Annotated in this window: 17 protein-coding genes and 1 pseudogene; 6 read left to right on the top strand and 12 right to left on the bottom strand. The window is 70.2% G+C overall.

Annotated features, from left to right (window positions below):
- Positions 1-23: 23 nt before the first annotated feature.
- The 8 genes from HNR67_RS39075 to hisC form a co-directional block, all read right to left on the bottom strand.
- A complete protein-coding gene (locus HNR67_RS39075) occupies positions 24-899 on the bottom strand; it encodes a DUF4429 domain-containing protein (RefSeq protein ID WP_185008390.1) in 876 nt (291 codons plus the stop codon).
- 75 nt (positions 900-974) lie between these two features.
- On the bottom strand, positions 975-3,368 hold the full coding sequence (locus HNR67_RS39080) for a chitinase C-terminal domain-containing protein (protein ID WP_312989113.1): 2,394 nt from the start codon (positions 3,366-3,368) through the stop codon (positions 975-977).
- Positions 3,369-3,604: 236 nt separating this feature from the next.
- Complete coding sequence (locus HNR67_RS39085) at positions 3,605-4,141, bottom strand: hypothetical protein (RefSeq protein WP_185008392.1); 537 nt, start codon at positions 4,139-4,141, stop codon at positions 3,605-3,607.
- A 44-nt stretch (positions 4,142-4,185) separates the two neighbouring features.
- Positions 4,186-5,391, bottom strand: a complete 1,206-nt coding sequence (locus HNR67_RS39090) for a WXG100 family type VII secretion target (protein WP_185008394.1) — start codon at positions 5,389-5,391, stop codon at positions 4,186-4,188.
- Complete coding sequence (locus tag HNR67_RS39095; protein WP_185008396.1) at positions 5,388-5,714, bottom strand: WXG100 family type VII secretion target; 327 nt, start codon at positions 5,712-5,714, stop codon at positions 5,388-5,390. The genes HNR67_RS39090 and HNR67_RS39095 overlap by 4 nt, the downstream gene beginning before the upstream one ends.
- Positions 5,714-6,271 (bottom strand): YbaB/EbfC family nucleoid-associated protein, encoded by a 558-nt coding sequence (locus tag HNR67_RS39100; RefSeq protein WP_185008398.1) that lies wholly within the window; start codon positions 6,269-6,271, stop codon positions 5,714-5,716. The genes HNR67_RS39095 and HNR67_RS39100 overlap by 1 nt, the downstream gene beginning before the upstream one ends.
- A 124-nt stretch (positions 6,272-6,395) precedes the next feature.
- Complete coding sequence (locus HNR67_RS39105; protein WP_185008400.1) at positions 6,396-7,430, bottom strand: HAD-IIA family hydrolase; 1,035 nt, start codon at positions 7,428-7,430, stop codon at positions 6,396-6,398.
- 5 nt (positions 7,431-7,435) lie between these two features.
- Positions 7,436-8,488, bottom strand: a complete 1,053-nt coding sequence (gene hisC / locus HNR67_RS39110) for a histidinol-phosphate transaminase (RefSeq protein ID WP_185008402.1) — start codon at positions 8,486-8,488, stop codon at positions 7,436-7,438.
- 188 nt (positions 8,489-8,676) lie between these two features.
- Between hisC and HNR67_RS39115 the strand changes: the two genes are divergently transcribed.
- Genes HNR67_RS39115 through HNR67_RS39125 form a run of 3 tightly spaced genes read left to right on the top strand, consistent with a single transcriptional unit; the run spans position 8,677 to position 12,031 of the window.
- Entirely contained in the window at positions 8,677-9,876 is a 1,200-nt protein-coding gene (locus tag HNR67_RS39115; protein ID WP_185008404.1) for an ABC transporter substrate-binding protein, read from the top strand.
- Positions 9,876-10,988 carry a FecCD family ABC transporter permease gene (locus HNR67_RS39120; protein WP_185008405.1) on the top strand — a complete coding sequence of 371 codons (1,113 nt, stop codon included), beginning with the start codon at positions 9,876-9,878 and terminating at the stop codon, positions 10,986-10,988. Before HNR67_RS39115 ends, HNR67_RS39120 begins: the two co-directional genes overlap by 1 nt.
- Positions 10,988-12,031: an ABC transporter ATP-binding protein gene (locus HNR67_RS39125; protein WP_185008407.1), complete on the top strand. Its 1,044-nt coding sequence runs from the start codon at positions 10,988-10,990 to the stop codon at positions 12,029-12,031. Before HNR67_RS39120 ends, HNR67_RS39125 begins: the two co-directional genes overlap by 1 nt.
- Here HNR67_RS39125 and HNR67_RS39130 read toward each other — a convergent pair.
- The 3 genes from HNR67_RS39130 to HNR67_RS39140 all read right to left on the bottom strand — a co-directional run bounded on the left by HNR67_RS39130 (position 11,991) and on the right by HNR67_RS39140 (position 15,571).
- The gene (locus HNR67_RS39130) at positions 11,991-12,962 is read right to left on the bottom strand and encodes an L-tyrosine/L-tryptophan isonitrile synthase family protein (protein ID WP_185008409.1); all 972 of its coding nucleotides are present in this window, start codon (positions 12,960-12,962) and stop codon (positions 11,991-11,993) included. The genes HNR67_RS39125 and HNR67_RS39130 overlap by 41 nt on opposite strands.
- Positions 12,963-13,084: 122 nt before the next feature.
- Positions 13,085-14,335, bottom strand: a complete 1,251-nt coding sequence (locus tag HNR67_RS39135; RefSeq protein WP_221490201.1) for a cytochrome P450 family protein — start codon at positions 14,333-14,335, stop codon at positions 13,085-13,087.
- Positions 14,336-15,010: 675 nt separating this feature from the next.
- Entirely contained in the window at positions 15,011-15,571 is a 561-nt protein-coding gene (locus HNR67_RS39140) for a sigma-70 family RNA polymerase sigma factor (RefSeq protein WP_185008413.1), read from the bottom strand.
- Positions 15,572-15,641: 70 nt separating this feature from the next.
- Between HNR67_RS39140 and HNR67_RS39145 the strand changes: the two genes are divergently transcribed.
- The 3 genes and pseudogenes from HNR67_RS39145 to HNR67_RS45390 all read left to right on the top strand — a co-directional run.
- Positions 15,642-16,385 carry a zf-HC2 domain-containing protein gene (locus tag HNR67_RS39145; protein ID WP_185008415.1) on the top strand — a complete coding sequence of 248 codons (744 nt, stop codon included), beginning with the start codon at positions 15,642-15,644 and terminating at the stop codon, positions 16,383-16,385.
- Between the two features lie 54 nt (positions 16,386-16,439).
- Complete coding sequence (locus HNR67_RS39150) at positions 16,440-17,735, top strand: MFS transporter (protein WP_281403277.1); 1,296 nt, start codon at positions 16,440-16,442, stop codon at positions 17,733-17,735.
- Positions 17,736-17,850: 115 nt separating this feature from the next.
- Positions 17,851-17,961, top strand: a pseudogene (locus HNR67_RS45390) (oxidoreductase); the annotation flags it as partial.
- 139 nt (positions 17,962-18,100) lie between these two features.
- On the opposite strand, the gene HNR67_RS39155 reads toward HNR67_RS45390, so the two are convergent.
- On the bottom strand, positions 18,101-18,907 hold the full coding sequence (locus HNR67_RS39155; protein WP_221490202.1) for a DJ-1/PfpI family protein: 807 nt from the start codon (positions 18,905-18,907) through the stop codon (positions 18,101-18,103).
- Positions 18,908-18,989: the final 82 nt, after the last annotated feature.

The following is an 18,989-nucleotide window of genomic DNA, read 5'->3' on the forward strand; positions in this document are numbered from 1 at the left end:
CCACCGAACGGCGCTCTCGCCTGCTACAACCGGCCGAGCAGTTCGGCCTTCTTCGCGCTGAACTCCTCCTCGGTGAGCAGCCCGAGGTCACGCAGTTCGCCGAGTTTGCGGATCGCGCCGACCACCTCGTCGGCGGTGGCGGTCAGGCTCGCCCCGGCCGGTCCGACAGCGGGCGGTTCGGCCTGGCCCTGGGCGGGGATGGCGGCCAGCACGGCGGCGGCGAAGGGCAGGGATTCGGCGGTCATGCCCGCGCCAAGGCCGAAGGTCACCGCGTACGGGTCGACCTCGGGGCCGAGGCTGTACTCCGGCGCGTCGGTGGTGCGCAGCCGCAGGTGGCCACCGCCACCGGCGGGGGTGGCCCAGTCCAGGCCGAGCACCGAACCGATCGGCACGCTGCGTGGTCCGGCGGCCTGCTTCTGCGGGTGCGCCTCGCCCACGATCGGCTCGAACAGCACCACCCGGCCGTCGAAGCTGACGTTGCTGTCGTAGCCGCGGATCCGGCAGGGCACGGCGGGCGCGGCGAGCAGGAAGCGCGGCGCGGGCAGGCCGGCGTCGGGGTTGAGCGAGATCCGGGTGCGGATGTCCTCGCCGTAGTGCTCGGCCAGGTCGCGGTTGGACGCGGGCACGACCAGCCGGTACGGGTCGCCGCGGTCGGGCAGCTGACCGCCCGCGGCCTCCAGGTACGGGCAGGCGCCGGGACGTAGCCGCAGTTGCAGGGTGGTGGTCTTGCGGTCGGCGGTGACCGCCACCTCGGCGATGGCGACATCCGGCACGGTCCGCTCGCCGAGCTTCTTGAGCAGTCCGCTGGCCCGCAGCCCGCCGCGGTAGACGATCCGGAGGTGCCCGGTCTCGAAGAACCAGGTGGCGTTGTCCCCCGCCAGCTCCAACCCGTAAGTCACCACCGGAATCTAGCGTGCGGCGGGGCGGTCCGGTGGCACACCCGGACCGCCCCGCGCACTCGGTTCAGCGGTGCCTCAGCAGGCGCCGAGGTCCTGCCACACCCCCCATTCGCCGGTGGTGCCGGGCTCCTCGCCCTTGGTCCACCACTTGGCCCGCCACTTCTTGCCCTTGTGCGAGACCTCGTTGCCCTGGGTGTAGGTCGAGCCCGCGCTCCAGGCCGCCACCGAGCAGGCCGGCGGCGGGGTGGTCGTGGTCGTGGTGCTGGTGGTCGTCCGGCTGGTGGTGGTGCTGGTCGTGGTGCCCGTGGTGGTGCTGGTCGTCGTCGTGGTGGTCGGGGTGCCGCCCGCGCCACGCGCGTGGTCCTGCTTGAGCCCGTAGGTCTTGCCGCCGAAGGTCAGCGTGAGGTTGGACGGGTTGGTGATCGGCAGGTAGTAGACGATCGCCACCTCCGCGCTCGCGCCCGGCGCCAGGCTCTGCCAGCTGGGCAGCTTCAACGAGATCCGGTGCAGATCGCCCTTGAGGCCACCGATGTTCGGTCCACTGTGGTCGGTCCGGGTCACCGCCAGGGTCCAGCCGGACTGCTGCTGGATGTTCGCGGGCGCCGAGGTGCCGTAGTCGAACTGGAGGTCGGCCCCGCCGGGGATGGTCACCGTGGAGTTGTTGGTGATCTTCGCCTTGGGGCTGATCGGGTAGTTGGCGTCGCCGACCGGGAACTGACCCAGATCCACTGACACGTCAAGGGTTTCCGCCGGGGTGGTGTGCTTGGCCTTGCGGTTGCCGTAGGCCGCGCCGGTGCGGAACTTGTCGTACATCGTGGTGGTCAGGGTCGACCCCATGAAGTACTCGTTCTTGGCGGTGTCCTTGGCGTAGTCGCCTGCCAGCTCCCAGATCATGATGCCGCCCAGCCCGCGGTCGAGCACGTACTGCGCCTTGGCCGCGATGGACTGTTCGTCCTCTGTGGACAGGAACACCTTCTTCTGCTCGTTCCACAGCCAGGGCGCGACCAGTCCGCTGTCGTAGTTGCGGACGTAGGTCCCGGTGATCGCGTCATCCGGATCGGTCGCCGGGGTCAGCCCGTACTGCGCGGCATAGCTGCCGAGCTTGCCGTCCTGGAGGTTCTTGGCGTGCCACAACGGGTTCGAGCCCGCCGGGATCTCCTTGTTCGCGGTGTCCAGGTCGTGCCAGATGTTGTCCGCGCCCACCGCGCCGTTGCCACACGGCGTGGTCGACCCGACCGAACCCCCGGTGCCTGCCGGACACTTGCTCTGGTCCGGCAACGCCGCCTTGCCCCACAACCCGTTGGTGCCACCGCTCACGCCGCGCCAGCCGCGGGTGTAGTAGGGCACGCCGAGGTTGATCCGCCCGGCCTGCATGGCGCCGCGGAAGTAGTGGTACGACCAGTCCCCGTTGAGGTAACCGATCCCGCCGTACTGCGGTGTGCTGTAGACGTTGCCCGCGGCCAGTTCGGCGTCCTTGCCGTCGTCGAAGAGCGAGGCGTTGGGCCCGACGAAGTGGTTCCACGCGCCGTGCAGGTCATAGGACATCACGTTGACGTAGTCCAGGTACTGCAGGACCTGGTAGGTCTCCATGCCGCGCAGCATGTAGCCGGAGGAGGGCGCGGCCACGGTCAGCAGGTAGTACTTGCCGTCGGCGGCACTGGCCGCGTCCAGCTTCTCCCGCAGCGTCTTCATCAGCGCGTTGTACCCGGCCATCAGCTTGGCCCGGCGCGGGTTGGAGAAGGAGAAGTCCAGCGGGTTGCCCGAGTTCGGCATCGAGGTCGCGTACTCGTAGTCGATGTCCGCGCCGTTGAAACCGTAGCGGCGCACCAGATCCACCACCGAGTCGGCGAAGGTGTTGATCGTCGACTGGCTGTCGGTCATGGTGTAGAAGCCACCGCTGGCGACCCGGTTGCCGTTGTCGTCGATGAACCCGCCGGTCTCCGCCCAGCCCCCGATGGAGATGAGCGACTTCACGTCGGGGAACTGCTTCTTGTACTTGTTGAGCAGGTTGAAATGCCCCTTGTAGGGCAAGGACGGATCCATCTCCGCCCCCGCGACACCGGGCCATTCCATCCCGATCGAGGGGTTGTTCGCCCCGGCGGCCCCGACCGATGCCTTGTTGTCCGCGCCGATGTGCGCGAAGGCGTAGTTGAGGTGGGTGACCTTGGTCCAGGGAATGTCCTTGGCCAGGTAGGCGGGTTGCCCGTTCTTGCCGGTCCGCCAGCTGGTGAAGTAGCCGATGATCCGGCGCGGGTGATCGGCCCCCATTTTCTCCCGGCCTTCGGCGTCATAGGCCAGGCAGTAGGGCACGTTCACATTCGGCGTGCGGTAGAGCCCGTCAGGTCGACAGTCCTCGTTGGCCGCGGTGTCCGGCACCTCGGCCCGCGACTCCGGGCTCTGCCCCACGACGAAGATCAAACTGGCCAGCAAGGCAACCAGGGCAGCGAAAATCGGCACCTTCCTGATCACGATTCACCTCCAGGTAAAGCGGCGGCGGAGGCGGCTGTGTGCGCGGGTGTGCGGGGTCACACAGTGGTGCAGGGTGCCCGAAAGGTAAGAGGTTTAGACCATGGTCGTCAATAGGTCTGGACCACTGGGGGTGGCGGGGGTGGTGGGCTGGGCTGGTTGGGGGTATGGGGGTGGGGCCGGTTGCCGGGTGGGTGCGCTCTCACGCGTAGTGGGCCGACGGCGTGGCCCAGAGCCGGTCAGGGCTGCGTCGACTGACCGGGCGGACGGGAGCCCGCCACCTGCTCCAGCCGCTTGGCCACTCCCAGCAGGAAGGCGAACTTCCGCCGGAACACACCGCCGTGGAACTGATATCCCCACTTCGCGCGCAACACCCCGTCGGTCACCTCGACAAGGCACGAGGTGACCGGCCGGCGCAGCATCCACCAGCGCAGATCCGTCTCGGTGAGTATCCGGACATCCCCACGCCAGACCTCAACCCGGCACCGGATTCGGTGATAGCGGATCTCGCAGTCCGGTAGGTGGCCGTAGCCGGGCAACTCCATCGAGACTTTGAAGGACTCCGCGGTGTCCCCGTCGGTATTGCGCACTTCGCGACAGCGGAAGCGATGGCCGCGATACACGCCGGAGAACCGGACGGTCTCGCGCTCCACGGAGACGAACTGCGAGACCTTGAACTTCCAGCCGTACTTCTTCGCCAGCCAGCGCAGGTGAAACCGGCGGAATGCCTCGGCCCGCATCCCGTGCACGAACAGCCAGGCGAGCGGGCCGAACACCGGAAGGACGCCATACAGCAGGACCGCCAACAAACCCGGATCCATCAGAGATCAAGATCCCTTCGAGTCTTCTCCTCGTCCTGATCCGGCGCCAAGTTGTAGTTGTCCAGGGCCTTCTTACCGTCCTTGGCATAGCCCGCCGCCTTGCCGACGATCTTGCTCGGATCGACCTTGCCCACCGGCTTGCCCTCCGAGTCGAGCCCCGTCTTGACCTGGTCCATCCCGATGAGCTTCTTGCCCTGGTCCTTGAGCGACTCGCCGACCTTGTGGCCGAGACCGGCCCGCACCGCACCCAGGGTCGAGGTGCTGCTCTGCTCCAGCGTCGAGCGGAACTCCTCCCGGGTGAGGTCCCGTTTGGCGCTCTCCGGCAGCTTCTTGTTGACCTTGCCCGTGGCCTTGGCCAGCGCCGAGTCCTGGATGTCCTTCAGCGCCTTGCCGCCCTTGCCGGAGTCGCTCATGAACTCGTGGCCGATCCTGGAGGTCTTCAGCCAGCCTTGGAGCTTGGTGATCAGCTCCCTGATCTTGTTGATCAGTTTGCTGAGCCTGGTCACCTTCTGGGTGGTTTTCACCGTGGTGCTGGCGACCTTGTACGCGGTCACCCCGCTGGCCACGGCCGTGGAACCGCCGAGGGTGATCGGCGCGGTGGCCAGTGCGGCCAGCCAGGTGATGATCAGCCACTCGATCAGGTCAGCCAGCAACCCCCGGATGAACTCCTCCACCACCTTCATGAGCATGCTGGAGATCTGGAGCAGGCCGCCGATGTCACCCGCCTTGTCAGCGGCACCGGCCACTCCCTCAAGGAACCTGGACATCCGTGTCCGCGCGGCGTCAGCGGCGGCACCCTGCCAGTCCTTGAGGTCCTCCTTCAGGGTGGCGCTCAACTCCTTGCCGAAGGCCACGATCTCCTTGCCCAGGTCGCCGAAGCCCTGCGCGGACTTCGCCAGCGCCTCCGAATTGCCGGAGACGAGCTGGATGGCCTGTTTCAGCGGCGTGCAGATGTTCATCAGGAAGCCCAGGCCCTGGTTGATCAACCACCCGAGTGGGTCGGCGGCCGCGCTCACCGCGGTGCCGACGCAGGAGCTGACCAGGCTCGTGGCGTCAGCGGCGACCGCGGAGACCTCGAGGCCGACCGTGACGGCGTCCTTGTTGAAGTCGAGCTTGTTGACCTTGTCCGCGAGCTTGACCGCGCTGCCAAGGCCCGCGGGCAGGTTCGGGGCGACAGTGCCCTCCCAGTAGCCGGGGGTGCTCATTTCGACCCTCCCAGCCTCGACTTGAGTTGCCTGGCCGTCTGCTGGGCCGACTCGTCGGCCTCGCGATACGCCGCGGCGGACTCGCCGAGCCGCTCGCCCGCGTGCCCGGTGCCCTCAGCCATCCGGTTCAGGAAGTCCCGAAAGTCCGCCAACAGCGACCGGTACTCGCCGACGACCAGCTGTCCGATCAGCCCCCAGGCATCGTCGGGCACCTCCGCGGCGGACAACTTGCCCCTCATACCGTCAGCCTTGCCAGCCAGCCCCTTGACCTTCCCCGCGCAACTGTCGATCGAGGCCGGATTCGTCTTCAGCTTCCCGCTCATCAGTGATCCTCCCCGTCATACAGCTTCCGGAGAAACTCCTCCCCCTGACTGACCGGCGGCGGCGGAGCCTGCGCCCGCGAAGCCCCAGGCTTGTCACTGAGGAACTCCCGCTCCGCGAAGTCCTCCTCCTCGGCAGCACGCCGGACCGGCGGCGCGGAAGTGCTCGCGCGCAACTGCTCGACCGGAACACCCAGCATCTCCGCCTGCGTCTCCAGCACCTGATCCAGCACATTCAGGTCATCGCCCACATACCGCTGGACGGTTTCCGCCTGGCGGCGGGCGCCCTCGGCCACGGCGGTCTGGATGGTGGCCAAAACCATCGCGGCCAGTGCCTGTGGCGGGCGGCGGAGGGCTTCCTCGGTGAACTGGAGGTTCTTGATCGCGCCGCCGGGGCCCGCGGTGACCGTGACCGAGCGGTCGGGGGCGGTGGCGGTGACCTCTACGGCGGCTATTTCCTCGCGCATGCCGTCGTAGGCGGCCAGTCTTTGTTCGGCTTTGCGGCCCTGTTCCTGGAACCGCTCGAACTCGGCCACCAGGTTGTCGAATTCGGTCGACATGTGTGTTCCCCCTGCGCTCGCCCGTGTGTGCAGTCGCCCCCCAGCGCTGTTCGGAACGTAGCAGGAGTGATTGGCGGGTGTGGTGGGAACCGTGTTGATTTACCTCGGGCGGGCGAGGGGTGGATCAGGCCGCTTTGGGGTTCTCGCCCAGCTTGGTCCAGTGGGTCAGGGCGGGCTCGATGGCACAGTCCACTTCGGAGTCCGTGGTCAGCCAGGCGGTGGCGCACAGGGCTCTGGCGCCGTCCACCAGGTTGGCGGGGTCGGTGGTGGTGAGGTGGAGTTCGCCGTGGTCGACGCGGGCGGTCCAGGTTCCACAGTGGACGGTGGTGTCGGTGGTGATCAGTTCGGCGTGCGGGTGCAGCAGGCCGCGGAGGTCGGCGGCCAGGTAGGTGGGGCGGTGCTGTGGCGGGGCGGTGGCGAGGGCGCGGACGGTGGTGACGCCGGTGAGGACCAGCAGGCTGTCCAGGCCGCTGGCGTTGGCGCCCTCGATGTCGGTGATCAGGCCGTCGCCGACGACCAGGTGCGGGCCTTCACTGCGGCGGATGGACTCGGCGAAGATGGCCTGTTGCGGTTTGCCGGCGACCAGGGGGTCCTTGCCGGTGGCCAGGCGGACGGCGGTGGCCAGGGCGCCGTTGCCGGGGGCGATGCCGCCCTCCCTTGGCACCGCGAGGTCCATGTTGGACACGATCCACGGGATGCCGGTGGCCACCGCGTAGGAGGCCTCGGCGAGCTGGCGCCAGTCCACATCCGGGGCGAAGCCCTGGACCACCGCGGCCGGGTTGTCGGTGGCCGAGCGGACCGGGTGCAGGCCCACCTCGGTGACCGCGATCTCCAGCGACGGACCGCCGACGATCAGCACCGGGGAGCCGGGTGGGACCTGGCCCGCGGCCAGCGTGGCCGCGGCCTGGGCGGAGGTGACCACCTCGTCGGGTTCGACCGGCAGGCCGAAACCGCTGATCAGGGTGGCCACCTCGGCCGGGGTGCGGCTGGCGTTGTTGGTGACGAACAGGGTCCGCAGGGCGTGGCGGCGCGCCTCGGTGAGGGCCCCGGCGGCGTGTTCGACCGCGACCGAGCCGCGGTAGACCACGCCGTCCAGGTCCAGCAGTGCGGTGCGGTAGCGCTCGACCAGGGGCGTCGCGCTGCCTCGCAGGACCCGCATCGCCGTCAGCCCGGGAAGGTGCGGGCCGCGGCGAGCATCGCCTCGTTCTCCTCCGGCGTGCCGATGGTGACCCGCACGCCGTCCCCGGCGAAGCAGCGCAGCACCACCTTCTGCTCGACGCAGTGCTCGTTGAACGCGGCCGCGCGCTCGCCCAGCGGCAGCCAGACGAAGTTGGCCTGCGACTCCGGCACCTCGAAGCCGATCTTGATCAGCTCCTCGCGGACCCGGTCGCGTTCGGCCGAGATGAGCCGGCAACGCGCCATCAGCTCGTCCTCGACATCCAGCGAGGCGAGGGCGGCCGCGTGCGCGAACCGGTTGACGGAGAAGGGAATGGCCACCTTGCGCACGCCACCGGCGACCTCCGGCGAGGCCACGCAGTACCCGACCCTGGACCCGGCCAGCCCGTAGGCCTTGGAGAAGGTGCGCAGCACGGCCACGTTCTGCCTGCCGCGGGCCAGTTCCAGGCCGTCCGGCACGTCGGGGTCGGTGACGAACTCGCGGTACGCCTCGTCCAGCACCACCAGCACGTCCTCGGGCACCCGGTCCAGGAAGTCCACCAGCTCGGCGGTGCGCAGCGCGGTGCCGGTCGGGTTGAGCGGGTTGCTCACGAAGATCAGCTTGGTCCGCTCGTTGATCGCTTCCAGGCTGGCGGCCAGGTCGTGCCGGTGCCCGGCGGCCAGCGGCACGGTGTGCCGGACCGCGCCGACCACCTGGGTGACGATCGGGTACGCCTCGAAGGAGCGCCAGGCGAAGAGCACCTCGTCCTGCGCCGTGCACAGCGCCTGCACCAGCTGCTGGCACAGCGCCACCGAGCCGCAGCCGATCGCGACCTGGGAAGGGTCGACCCCGGTGATCGCGGCCACCCGCCGCACCAGGTCGTCACTGCCCATCGCCGGGTACCGGTGCACCGAGGCGGCGGCCTCGGCGACCGCGTTCACGATCGCGGCTGGCGGCGGATAGGAGACCTCGTTGCTGGCCAGGTTGATCGCCCCGGCGATCTTCCGGCCGGGTACGTAGTCGGGCATGGCGGCAAGGTCGGCTCTGACTCGCACGGGCATGTCCGCATCCTTACATCGCTGACCAGGCAGAAGGAATAGCGCGTAGGTCGCCCGAAGCAGTGCTTGCTGCGTTCCGCGTCACAGTGCGTCGATAAACGAACACTTCGCGGTGAACCGGCGGGAACTGAATCCGGTCGCGGCCCGACTATCACCATCGAGAGCCGATGCCGCACCTCCAGGAGTCACGCATGCCCCGCTTGTCCCTCGCGCTGGCCGCCACCAGCCTGTTGCTACTGGGCGCCTGCGCGGGCGCCCCGGCGGCCGAGCCAGGGGACGCGGGGTGTGCGCGGAACTACGAGGCCGGGCGGGACTACTTCCCGGACAAGGTGAGCGCAGAGGTCTCCACCCAGTGGCAGGTGCAGTACCGGCAGCACTACAAGCTGCTCAAGGTCAACGCCGGGCCGAAGACCAGCCTGGAGCAGAACGACACCGCGCCGCGCAGCTACGTGCTCTACCAGTGCGGCACGCCGAAACCCGAGCTGACCGGGGAACTCGCCGGGGCCACCGCGATCAGGGTGCCGGTGCGCAAGGCCATCGACAACCCGGCCACCCTGCTCGGCGCCTTCGAGGTGCTCGCGCCGGAGGTGCTGGCCGGGTACGGCGAATTCCCGAACACCGACACCGCGCCGACCCACCTGCCGCAGGTCAACAGGCGGATCGTGGACAAGACCGCGATCGGGGTGGGGCACGGCGACAAGCTGGACACCGAGCGGGTGCTCAACCTCGGGCCGGAGGTCATGTTCGCCGCCAGCGGGGACAAGGCGCGCTTCGACAAGCTCGGCCAGGGCGGGGTCGGCGTGGTCTTCTACGACCCGTTCAACGAGCCGCCGCTGGGCAGCGCGGAGGCGGTGAAGTTCCTGTCCCTGTTCACCAACAGCGAGGCCAAGGCCACCGCGCACTACACCGGGGTGCGGACCCGCTACCGCGAGCTGACCGCGAAAGCCACTGCCGCGCAAGGGAAACCCTCGGTGCTGGTGGGCATCAACGGGCACGGCCGGGACTTCCTCACCCCGCAGCACGACTACCTGGAGCCCACCCTGGTCCGCGACGCGGGCGGACGCACCGTGTTCGACCTGCCAGGCAAGGTCCTGCAACGGGTGCCGATGGAGACCATGATCGAGCAGGGCGCGAGCGCGGAGTTCTGGTTCCGGCCGGACTTCGTCGGCAAGGGCATGACCGTCAAGAAGATCCTGGAGGCCGAACCTCGGCTGAGCAGGATCACCGCGCTGACCAGCGGTAAGGGCATCGACCGGGCCGATCCGCGGGTGTACGCGGCCGCGGGCCTGGTCAACCCGGACAAGCTGCTGGCCGACCTGGTCAGCGTGCTGCACCCGGAGGTCCAGCCCGGTCACCAGCTGGCCTTCCTCCGCCGGATCGAGGCCGGCTGATGAGCCAGGCGACGCTGCCGAGTACCGAGTTCCCACCCACAGCCGTTCCCCAGCCAGCCCGGGTTCCCGTTCGGGCTGGCTGGCGGGTCGTGCTGCTGGTCGGGCTCGGCGGCGTCGCCGTCCTGCTCGCCGTGCTCGCGGTGAGCCTCGGCTCGGTGCGCATCCCGGTGCCCGACGTGGTGCGGGCGATCCTCGGCGAGCCAACGGAAACCGCGTCCTGGGCGTTCATCGTCACCGAGATCCGCATCCCGCGCGCGCTGACCGGACTGCTCGCCGGGGCCGCGCTGGGCGTGGCCGGGCTGAAGATGCAGACCCTGTTCCGCAACCCCCTGGCCGACCCGCACCTGCTGGGGGTCAACGCGGGGGCCAGTTTCGGCGTCAGTCTGGTGCTGCTCGGCGGCGGCAGCGCGCTCACCGGTGGCGTGGCGCTGTCCACAATGGAGGGTCTGGGCACGGTGACCGCGGCCGCGCTCGGGGCAGCCGCGGTGATGGCGGTGATGCTGCTGGTGGCCGCGCTGATCCGGAGCACCGTGATCGTCATCGTGATCGGCGTGATGGTCAACGCGTTCGTGCTGGCCATGGTGGACATGCTGGTCTACTACGCCCAGCCGGAGGCGGTGAAGACCTTCACCGACTGGAGCGCGGGCAGTTTCCAGAGCGTCACCTGGCAGGCCCTGCCGGTGCTGGCCGGCATGGTGCTGGCCGGGCTGGTGCTCGCGGTGCTCTCGGTCAAGCGGCTCAACCTGTTCCTGCTCGGCGAGGGCTACGCCGAATCACTCGGGGTGTCCGTGCGGGCCTTCCGCTGGACGCTGATGGCCGGGGCCGCGCTGCTGGCGGGCGCGGTCACCGCGCACGCCGGGCCGATCGCCTTCCTCGGCATCGCCGCCCCGCACCTGGCCCGCGGCCTGCTGCGCACCGCCGACCACCGCTACCTGATCCCCGGCGCGGCCGTGCTGGGCGCCACCATCGCGGTGTCCGCCGGCATCCTGAGCCAGCTGCCGGGCAGCGAGGCGGTGCTGCCGCTGAACACCACCCTCGCGCTGCTGGGCGCGCCGGTGGTCACCTGGGTACTGGTGCGACTGGGCCGCGGCGGCCGCGGACTGGAGGTGTGATGCGACCCGAGGTGTTGCGCGCCAACGGACTCGCCGTCGGCTACCGGGTCCGCCGCCGGGCCAGCACGGTACTGTCCGAAGTGGACCTCGGCCTGCACGCCGGAGAGCTGGTCTGCCTGCTCGGGGTCAACGGCACCGGCAAGTCCACCCTGATGCGCACCCTGGCCGGGATGCAGCCGCCATTGGCCGGATCCGTCGACCTCACCGGGGTTCCGCTGGCCGGACTGTCCAGAGTGGAGCGTGCCCGGCGGCTGGCCGTGGTGCTCACCACCCGGATCCAGGTCGGCAACCTGCGCGGGATCGACCTGGTCGAACTCGGCCGCGCGCCCTACACCGGCTGGTCCGGCACGCTCGGCGCGGCGGACAAGGTCATTGTGCGGGAAGCACTCGCGCTCGCCGGGGCGGAGTCACTGGCCGAGCGGATGCTGGACGAGCTGAGCGACGGCGAGCGGCAGCGGCTGATGGTCGCGCGGGCGCTCGCCCAGCAGCCGGACGTGCTGCTGCTGGACGAGCCCACCGCGTTCCTCGACGCGCCACGGCGGGCCGAGCTGACCGCGATGCTGCGCGGCCTGGGCAGGGCCACCCGGCTGGCGGTCCTGTTGTCCACCCACGACGTGGAACTGGCGCTGCGCAACGCCGACGTGGTGTGGCTGGTGCTGCCCGGCGGGAGCGTGGTCGCGGGCGCGCCGGAGGACCTGGTCCTGGACGGTGTCCTGGAACGGGCCTTCGGCGGCCGCGACCACACCTTCGACCCGCTGGCCGGCGGTTTTCAGGTGCGCGCACAAACCCACGGCACGGCAAGGGTCACCGGCGCGGGCGACGAGCTGACCGAGGTGTGGACCCGGCGGGCGCTGCAACGCTGCGGCTACCGGATCGACGACACGGCCGCGGTGGCCGAGGTGGAGGTGGGCTGGCACCGCACCGCCGACGGCCATCGCTGGAAGGTGTCCACGCCCGGCGGGAACAGCGAGCACGACAGTCTCGCCGGGGTCGTGGACACGGTCAGGCGGACACCGCCACGTAGTGCGACGGACGGCCGTTGAGGTTGACCGGCTCGCCGACCTTGGCCGCGTCGATCCGCTTCATCAGGGTGTAGTTGCGCTCCCCGCGCTGCTGCACGGCGACCGAGTGCCACGGGGTCAGCCAGCAGTCCGGCGAACCGAGCAGCATGATGCCGAACTTGGGGCCGCCCACCGGCTGCGGGTGGATGGAGAGCCGGACCTGCTTGGCGTGGTACTTGGCGATCAGGTCGCCCCAGGCCCGGCTGCGCTGGATCACCCCGTAGGCGCGCTGGCGGCATTCCCGCTGCAACGCCGACTTGGTGCCGTCGAAGTCACCGGCGTCCTCGACCAGGAACCGGGTGATGCCGCGGTAGAGCCGCAACGCCTTGCCACCGGCCCTGACCTCCTCCCGCAGCGACTCCTCCGACTCGGCGAACTCCTCGGTCAGGATGCGCCGCTTCACGTCGAAACCGGCGTCCCCGTAGACGTTCTCCAGGCTGAAGGTGTCGATCGAGTCGAAGCCGCCCCAGGTGATCATCTGGCGCAGGGTCTCGGCGTACTCGTCGATGTGGTGGTCCGGCACCTTGATCAGGTCGCCGAAGACGTGCCCGTCGGAGCAGATCAGCATCCGCGCGCCGGGCGGGTAGATCTCCCTTACCCGCTCGGTCAGGCCGTGCAGGAACCGCAGCGAGAGCAGCTCGCCGAGGTCGGGCAGGTGGCCGAACACCTTGTCGTTGTTGGGTGATTTGCACGGGAAGGCCGGCAGCGTGAACATGATCGGCTCACCGGCGGCCACGAACTCGCGGAGCTGGGAGAGCTGCTCGGCGAAGGCGGTGGCCACCTCGCTGTCGGTATAGGTGTCCTCGGATTCCGCGCGCCGGTAGGGCAACAGGATCCGCAGGATCGACTCGCAGGTCTCGGCCACGTCCAGCACGTGGTCGACTCCGGCGGAGATGGTGGTGGTGGGACTCATGGCGTGCCTCCAGGCATGCTGCGTACAGCGCCCATCGCACCGGGTGCGCGCCCGGCGTGAATGGGGGAATGTGGTTGTCGGACAAAGCCACCGGACGTCACGGTCCGGTGGAGATCGTCAGTTCAGGCGAACGCGGGCTGGGCCAGCGCAGGCTCGAAGGTCACCGGCAGCCGGGCCACCCCACGGCCCAGCACGGCCTGGATCCACTCCAGGTCCTCGGCGGCCACCGCCAGCCGCAGCCCAGGCAGGCGGCGGATCAGCGCGGACACCGCGGTCTGGCCCTGGATCCGGGCCAGCGCGGCGCCGGGACAGAAGTGGATCCCGTGCCCGAAGGCCACATGCGGGTTCGGGGAGCGGGTGAAGTCCAGCCGGTCGGGATCGGCGAACCGCCGCCCGTCCCGGTTGGCCGCGCCGAGGGAGACGATGACCGACTCGCCCGCCGGGATCCGCACCCCGTGCAACTCGCTGTCCTCGCGGAAGAAGCGCCAGGTGGTGATCTCGAACGAACCGTCGTAGCGGTACAGCTCCTCCACCGCGCCGGGCAGCAGTTCCGGCCGCGCGGCCAGTTCGGCGAACTCGGCGGGGTGCGCCAGCAGCGCCACCGTCATGGTGGTGATCTGGTTGGTCACCGGCTCCTGCCCGGCGGCGAAGAGCTGGAAGATCATCGAACTCAGTTCGTGATCGGCCAGGTCGCCCGCGTCGTTGGCCCGCACCAGTGCGGAGAGCAGGTCGTCGGCGGGGTGTTCCCGCTTGTGCGCCACCAGTTCCGCGATGTAGTCCTGGCACCCCTCCAGCAGTGCCAGGTACGCGGGCCTGCCGGGCTCGTTGGGGCCCACCGGGGCCACCACCTTGCGCCACTCCGGCTGGAACCGGTCCCGGAAGTCGGCGTCGATGCCCAGCACCTCGCTCAGCGCCAGGAACGGGAACTCCGCGGCGAAGTGCTCGACCAGGTCCGCGCTGCCACCCCTGGCGACCTCGGCCACCACATCGTCGAGCAGGGACTCGGCGATCTGTTCCACCTTCGCCCGCAGCGCGGCCATCCGGCGCGGGGAGAAGGAATCGGTGACGTGCTTGCGCATCCGGGTGTGCGTTGGCGGATCCTGGTGCAGCAGGTGCGCCTGCAGCCTGCCGTGGTAGGGCTCCGGCATGCTCGCCGAGAGCCGTCGCCACTGCTCACCGCCGTGGCGGTGGTCCTTGGACAGGCGCGGATCGGCCAGTGTGGACACGGCGGCGTCGTAGCCGGTGACCAGCCAGCCCACCACCCCGCTGGGGAAGGCGACCCGGTGCACCGGGCCTTGCTCCCGTAGCCGCGCGTAGGTCGGGTACGGGTCGCGTTTGAACTCTCTCGTGTGTAAGAAGACCGGTTCCATCATGGTCCGTCCTCGGTGTCCGTGGGTCATCGGCGGCTGAACCCGGCGCAGGGCGCGACGTGAGGAGGGCGCGACCCGATTCGGGGTGTGGGTGAGCTGACCACTGGCGGCTCGCACGTTGGCGGTCGAACGGGGCACAGCGAGTGATCCGAATGCAGCAAGGCTCCTCCTTTAGTCCACAACCATGAGTCGGGAAAAACCCATGGCGAGTTCCCGGCGTTGTTGTGCCGGTACTCACGGTCCTGCCTGCGCCGTTCGGCGGCAGGCGTCCTTGGAGGAGGAGGACGCATACCGCTGCTCTGCTGAACGACGGGCTTTGCTCTTTGGTAGCACGAAAACCCGGTAAGTGAATCCGTTGAGGGAACTTAGCAGCGGTCAGAACTGCCGGGCCGCTGCTTCAGATTCTTGGATCGCTCCTTGAAAACGTCTACAACGAAGGTTGGATGCCCCGACAAACGATGCACACTGAGCCGTTGGGATGACGTTGCTCCGGACATCCAGGCAGGTCAGTCCGCCGACTGGGCCGGATGGCCTGGCGCGAGCCGGCTCGGAAGCTGTCAACCAAGTGAAGAGGAGAGCGCTCTCGCTATTGGAAAGTCGGCAGCGCGAAACGGACCCGATAGGGCAATCGGAGCATCCAGGACACCGGACCGGACAGCCTGCCGACAGCGAGTTAGGTCACTCACTGGCCGCGGAGCGCCTGGTCCCCTCGCCGAGGGCCTGCACCAGCTCCTGCCGGGCGCGGGCCACCCTGGACCGGATGGTGCCGACCGGGCAGCCGCAGACCTCGGCCGCCTCGGCGTAACCCAGGCCGATGACCTGCGTCAACACGAACGCGGCGCGCTGGTCCTCGCCCAGTTCGCGCACGGCCAGCTGGAGTGCCACGGCCTCGTCGACACCAGGGGTGAGCGGGGTGGCGCGTTCGGCCGAGTCCTGCCAGTCGACCCCGCCGGAGATCCGCGGCCGGGCCATCGCCGAGCGGACCTGGTCCACCGCGACCCGGCGGGCGATGGAGAGCAGCCAGGTGCGGGCGTGGCTGCGGCCGGCGAAGCGGTGCACGCTGCGCAGCGCCCGGACGAAGGTCTCCTGGGTGAGGTCCTCGGCCTCGTCCCGGCCTGCCAGGTGCACCAGGAAACGCCAGACCTCGCGCTGGGTGGACCGGATGAAGGCGGCGGCCGCGACCTGGTCGCCCCGGCCGGCGGCCAGCGCCCACTCGGTGATCTGGGTGTCATCGGCCATGGCCGGAACTTTAACCACGAAAGTGGGAACGGAGGGAACCGGACGAGGGTTCAGACCGACCTTGAGACACGTGGACTGCTCGAACTACCAGGAGCTGCTCTCCGCCCGGCTGGACGGCGAGGAGCCGCCCGATACTGCCCGGCTGGACGCGCACCTGGACGCCTGCGCGGACTGTTCTGCCTGGTACGACCGGGCAGCGCGGATCACTCGGCTGGCTCGCACCGGGGTGGCCGAAACCGGGCCGGACCTGGTCGCGGCGGTGCTGGCCGAGCTGCCGCCGCGCCGGGGGGTGAGCCTGCTGGCCGCACTGCGCTGGGCACTCGGCCTGCTCGGCATCGCCCAGGTCACCCTGGCCATGTCGGTCTTCCTCAGCCCCGGCGGCGGCGACCACCACGGCACCGGGCTGCTCGACGCGGGCGCCACCCACCTCTCGCACGAGAGCGCGGCCTGGAACCTGGCGCTCGGGGTGGCCTTCGGCTGGGCCGCGCTGCGCACCCGGCAGGTGGCCGGGCTGGTGCCGGTGCTGGGCACGTTCGTGGTGGTGCTGTTCGGGGTGAGCCTGCTCGACCTGGTGCGCGGCGGGGTCGCGCCGACCAGGGTGGCCGCGCACCTGGTGGCGCTGGCCGGGCTGGTGCTGATCGTGCTGCTGGCCCGTTTCGGCGACTCCCGGTACCGGCCTGCTCCCGCGGACCTGGCCGATCACGAGGAGTACGACAATCCGCACGGACCGTTGTTTCCGGTGGCCGATATTCCCCGGCTCAATCCCGGTCGCCCTGGCGCGGCCAGCGCGCGCGACCGGCGACATGTGGCCTGATTGATGCCGGAAATTCACCAGCGCAATCAATGGTCGTTGGTGTTCGCCGCCGGAATGGTGGCGTTCACATCCTTGTTGACGATGAACAGTGTGAACATCGCGTTACCGACGATGCAACACGAATTCGGCGTGGACCCGGGCGCGGCGCAATGGATCGTGCTGGCCTATCAGCTCCCGTTGATCGCGCTGGTGCTGCCCAGCGGCCGCTGGCTGGACCGGGTCGGCGCCCGGCCCGCGCTGGCGCTGGCGGTCGGCGGATTCGCGCTGACCAGCCTGGCCGGGGCGGCCAGTGGTGACTTCGCGCTGCTGCTGGCGGTGCGGATCGCGCAGGGCTGCTTCGGCGCGCTGATGCTCGCGCTCACCCCGGCACTGGCCACCAGGGCGGTGCGGCCGGAGGCCAGGGCGCGGGCGATGAGCGTGCTGGCCACCCTCGCCCCACTGGGCGCGCTCACCGGTCCGGCGCTGGGCGGGCTGCTGCTGGAGGTCTCCGGCTGGCCCGCGGTGTTCCTGCTGAACACGCCGATCTGCCTGCTGGTACTGGGAATCGGGCTGCGCGCGATCCCGGCGGACCGCCCGTTGCGGTGGCCGGACCGGAGCTGGCTGGCCGAGGCCGCGCTGGTGGCCGGCGCGGTGTCCGCGGTGCTGCTCGGGGTCACCTTCGCCGCCCGCGACGGCCTGCCCTGGCTGGCGCTGGCACTACTCGCGGTGCCGTTGTTCCTGTTGTGGCGCAGGCGATCGACCAGCGTCGAGGTGCTGGAGCTGTTGCGCCGCCCTGGAATGGCCGGTCCACAACTGACGTTGTTGGCCGTGGGACTGGCTTTCGCCGCGATGAACCTGATCCTGCCGTTCTACCTGCAACGCGTGCTGCACGCCGATCCGTCCACCACCGGCCTGACCATCCTGGCCTTCCCGGTGGGCATGGCACTGGCCGGACCGCTCGGCGGCCTGCTCGGCGACCGCTGGGGAGCCAGGCGCACCGGCCTGCTCGGCGTGGCGGTGGTGGCCGGTGGACTGCTGCTGGTGCTGCCGCTGGCCGAGTCCTGGCAACCGATCGACCTGGCCTGGCGGTTGTTCGCGGCCGGACTGGGCATGGGGCTCTACGGCGGCCCGGTGCAGTCCCTGGCCATGGGCGCCGCGCCGCGCGGTCAGATCGCCACCACGGCCGCGACCGTGCAACTGGCCCGCAGCATCGGCTTCGCGCTGGGCCCGGCGCTGGCCACCACCCTGTGGGCGCTGAGCGGGTACACCCTGCCCGGCATGCGGCTGGCCCTCGGCCTGGCCGTGCTGGTCGCCGCGGCGGCCCTGCCCGCGCTGGCACTCTCCCGACCCCGGGCACTGGCCGCGGTCTAGCCCGAACGCGAGCGGCCACGGCGCGGACCCACTGCCGAGGCTGGTCCCGAGCACGCTCGAAAGCGAGCAGACCACCCAGGAACACCTGACCCCGGTCGCCGAGGACGTGCTCACCATGGACCTGCGTGCCACCGGCACCCCGCTGGCGCCGTGGCGGCCGGGCGCGCACATCGACCTGATGCTGCCGAACTGGCTCACCCGGCAGTACTCGCTCTGCGGCGACCCGGCGCAGCCGGACGGCTGCACGTGGAGCGATTTCGGCCGGTGGCCAAGGAATTCGCGCCGGAACGGGCCTTCGAGGTGCTCTTCGCCAGGGCCAGCCGGATGTACCCGTGCGTGTCCCGTGCCCGGCTCGTGGTGGACCTCTAGAGCCCGTGCGGCTGCCCGTGCCTCGCCTTGGCCACATGGGTTCGCATCGACTCCCGCAACGCCGCGCCCAACGCGGGCGGCAGCTGCTCCGGGTGGCCCGCGGCGAACGGCGGTTCGGGCGCGTACTCGATCAGCGCCTGGGCCCGCATCGCCGCCTCCTGACCCCACAGCGCGGCGGCCAGGTGCAGTGCCATGTCCATCCCCGCGGACACCCCGGCGGCGGTGATCACGTTGCCGTGCCTGACCACCCGCTCGGTGCTCAGGTGGGCGCCGCGGGCGGCCAGCTCCTCCCGGAACGCCCAGTGCGTGGTCGCCGGGACCCCGTTCAGCAGCCCGGCCTCGGCCAGCAGCAGCGAGCCGGTGCACACCGAGGTCAGGTAGCGGGCCTTCGGGCCGTGCTCGCGCAGCCAGTCGATGTTGCGCCGGTCGCGCAGCGCCGGGAACGGGTTGGCCGCGCCCGCCACCACGATCACGTCCGCGCCAGGGGTCCCGGCCAGCGTGGCGGTGGCCTCCACCCCCATCGCGCTGTCACTGCGGATCAGCCCGGAGTCGGCGGCCAGCACGTGCAGCCTGGCCGTGCCGTCGGCGATGCGCAGCACCTGCCACGGGCCGACCAGGTCCAGCACGGTCATGCCGGTGAACCCGAGGAAGGCGATCCGCACGCCCTCGCCATCCGGCCAGCTCGACCGCGGCGCGGGCACGGTGGCGGCCAGGGTCAGCGCGCCGGCCGCGACCGCGGTCGAACGCAGCAACAGCCGTCGGGACAGGCGCGGACCAGGCAGGAAACCGTCGAACTCGGCCATGCGGGCTCACCCCGATCGTGGTGCGGTCGCCGTCACCTTGGTCACGGGGCACACCGGGGCGTGGTTCAACTAAGGCGAACCT

The sequence above is a fragment of the Crossiella cryophila genome (assembly GCF_014204915.1).
Classification (GTDB): Bacteria; Actinomycetota; Actinomycetes; order Mycobacteriales; family Pseudonocardiaceae; genus Crossiella; species Crossiella cryophila.

Bases quoted from the DNA above. Each gene is read 5' to 3' on its own strand.
- HNR67_RS39135 (WP_221490201.1), bottom strand. From the start codon at position 14,335: ATGATGGAACCGGTCTTCTTACACACGAGAGAGTTCAAACGCGACCCG.
- HNR67_RS39140 (WP_185008413.1), bottom strand. From the start codon at position 15,571: ATGGCCGATGACACCCAGATCACCGAGTGGGCGCTGGCCGCCGGCCGG.
- HNR67_RS39130 (WP_185008409.1), bottom strand. From the start codon at position 12,962: ATGAGTCCCACCACCACCATCTCCGCCGGAGTCGACCACGTGCTGGAC.
- HNR67_RS39120 (WP_185008405.1), top strand. From the start codon at position 9,876: ATGAGCCAGGCGACGCTGCCGAGTACCGAGTTCCCACCCACAGCCGTT.
- HNR67_RS39090 (WP_185008394.1), bottom strand. From the start codon at position 5,391: ATGAGCACCCCCGGCTACTGGGAGGGCACTGTCGCCCCGAACCTGCCC.
- HNR67_RS39100 (WP_185008398.1), bottom strand. From the start codon at position 6,271: ATGTCGACCGAATTCGACAACCTGGTGGCCGAGTTCGAGCGGTTCCAG.
- HNR67_RS39105 (WP_185008400.1), bottom strand. From the start codon at position 7,430: ATGCGGGTCCTGCGAGGCAGCGCGACGCCCCTGGTCGAGCGCTACCGC.
- HNR67_RS39115 (WP_185008404.1), top strand. From the start codon at position 8,677: ATGCCCCGCTTGTCCCTCGCGCTGGCCGCCACCAGCCTGTTGCTACTG.
- HNR67_RS39150 (WP_281403277.1), top strand. From the start codon at position 16,440: ATGGTGGCGTTCACATCCTTGTTGACGATGAACAGTGTGAACATCGCG.
- HNR67_RS39155 (WP_221490202.1), bottom strand. From the start codon at position 18,907: ATGGCCGAGTTCGACGGTTTCCTGCCTGGTCCGCGCCTGTCCCGACGG.
- hisC (WP_185008402.1), bottom strand. From the start codon at position 8,488: ATGCCCGTGCGAGTCAGAGCCGACCTTGCCGCCATGCCCGACTACGTA.
- HNR67_RS39095 (WP_185008396.1), bottom strand. From the start codon at position 5,714: ATGAGCGGGAAGCTGAAGACGAATCCGGCCTCGATCGACAGTTGCGCG.
- HNR67_RS39125 (WP_185008407.1), top strand. From the start codon at position 10,988: ATGCGACCCGAGGTGTTGCGCGCCAACGGACTCGCCGTCGGCTACCGG.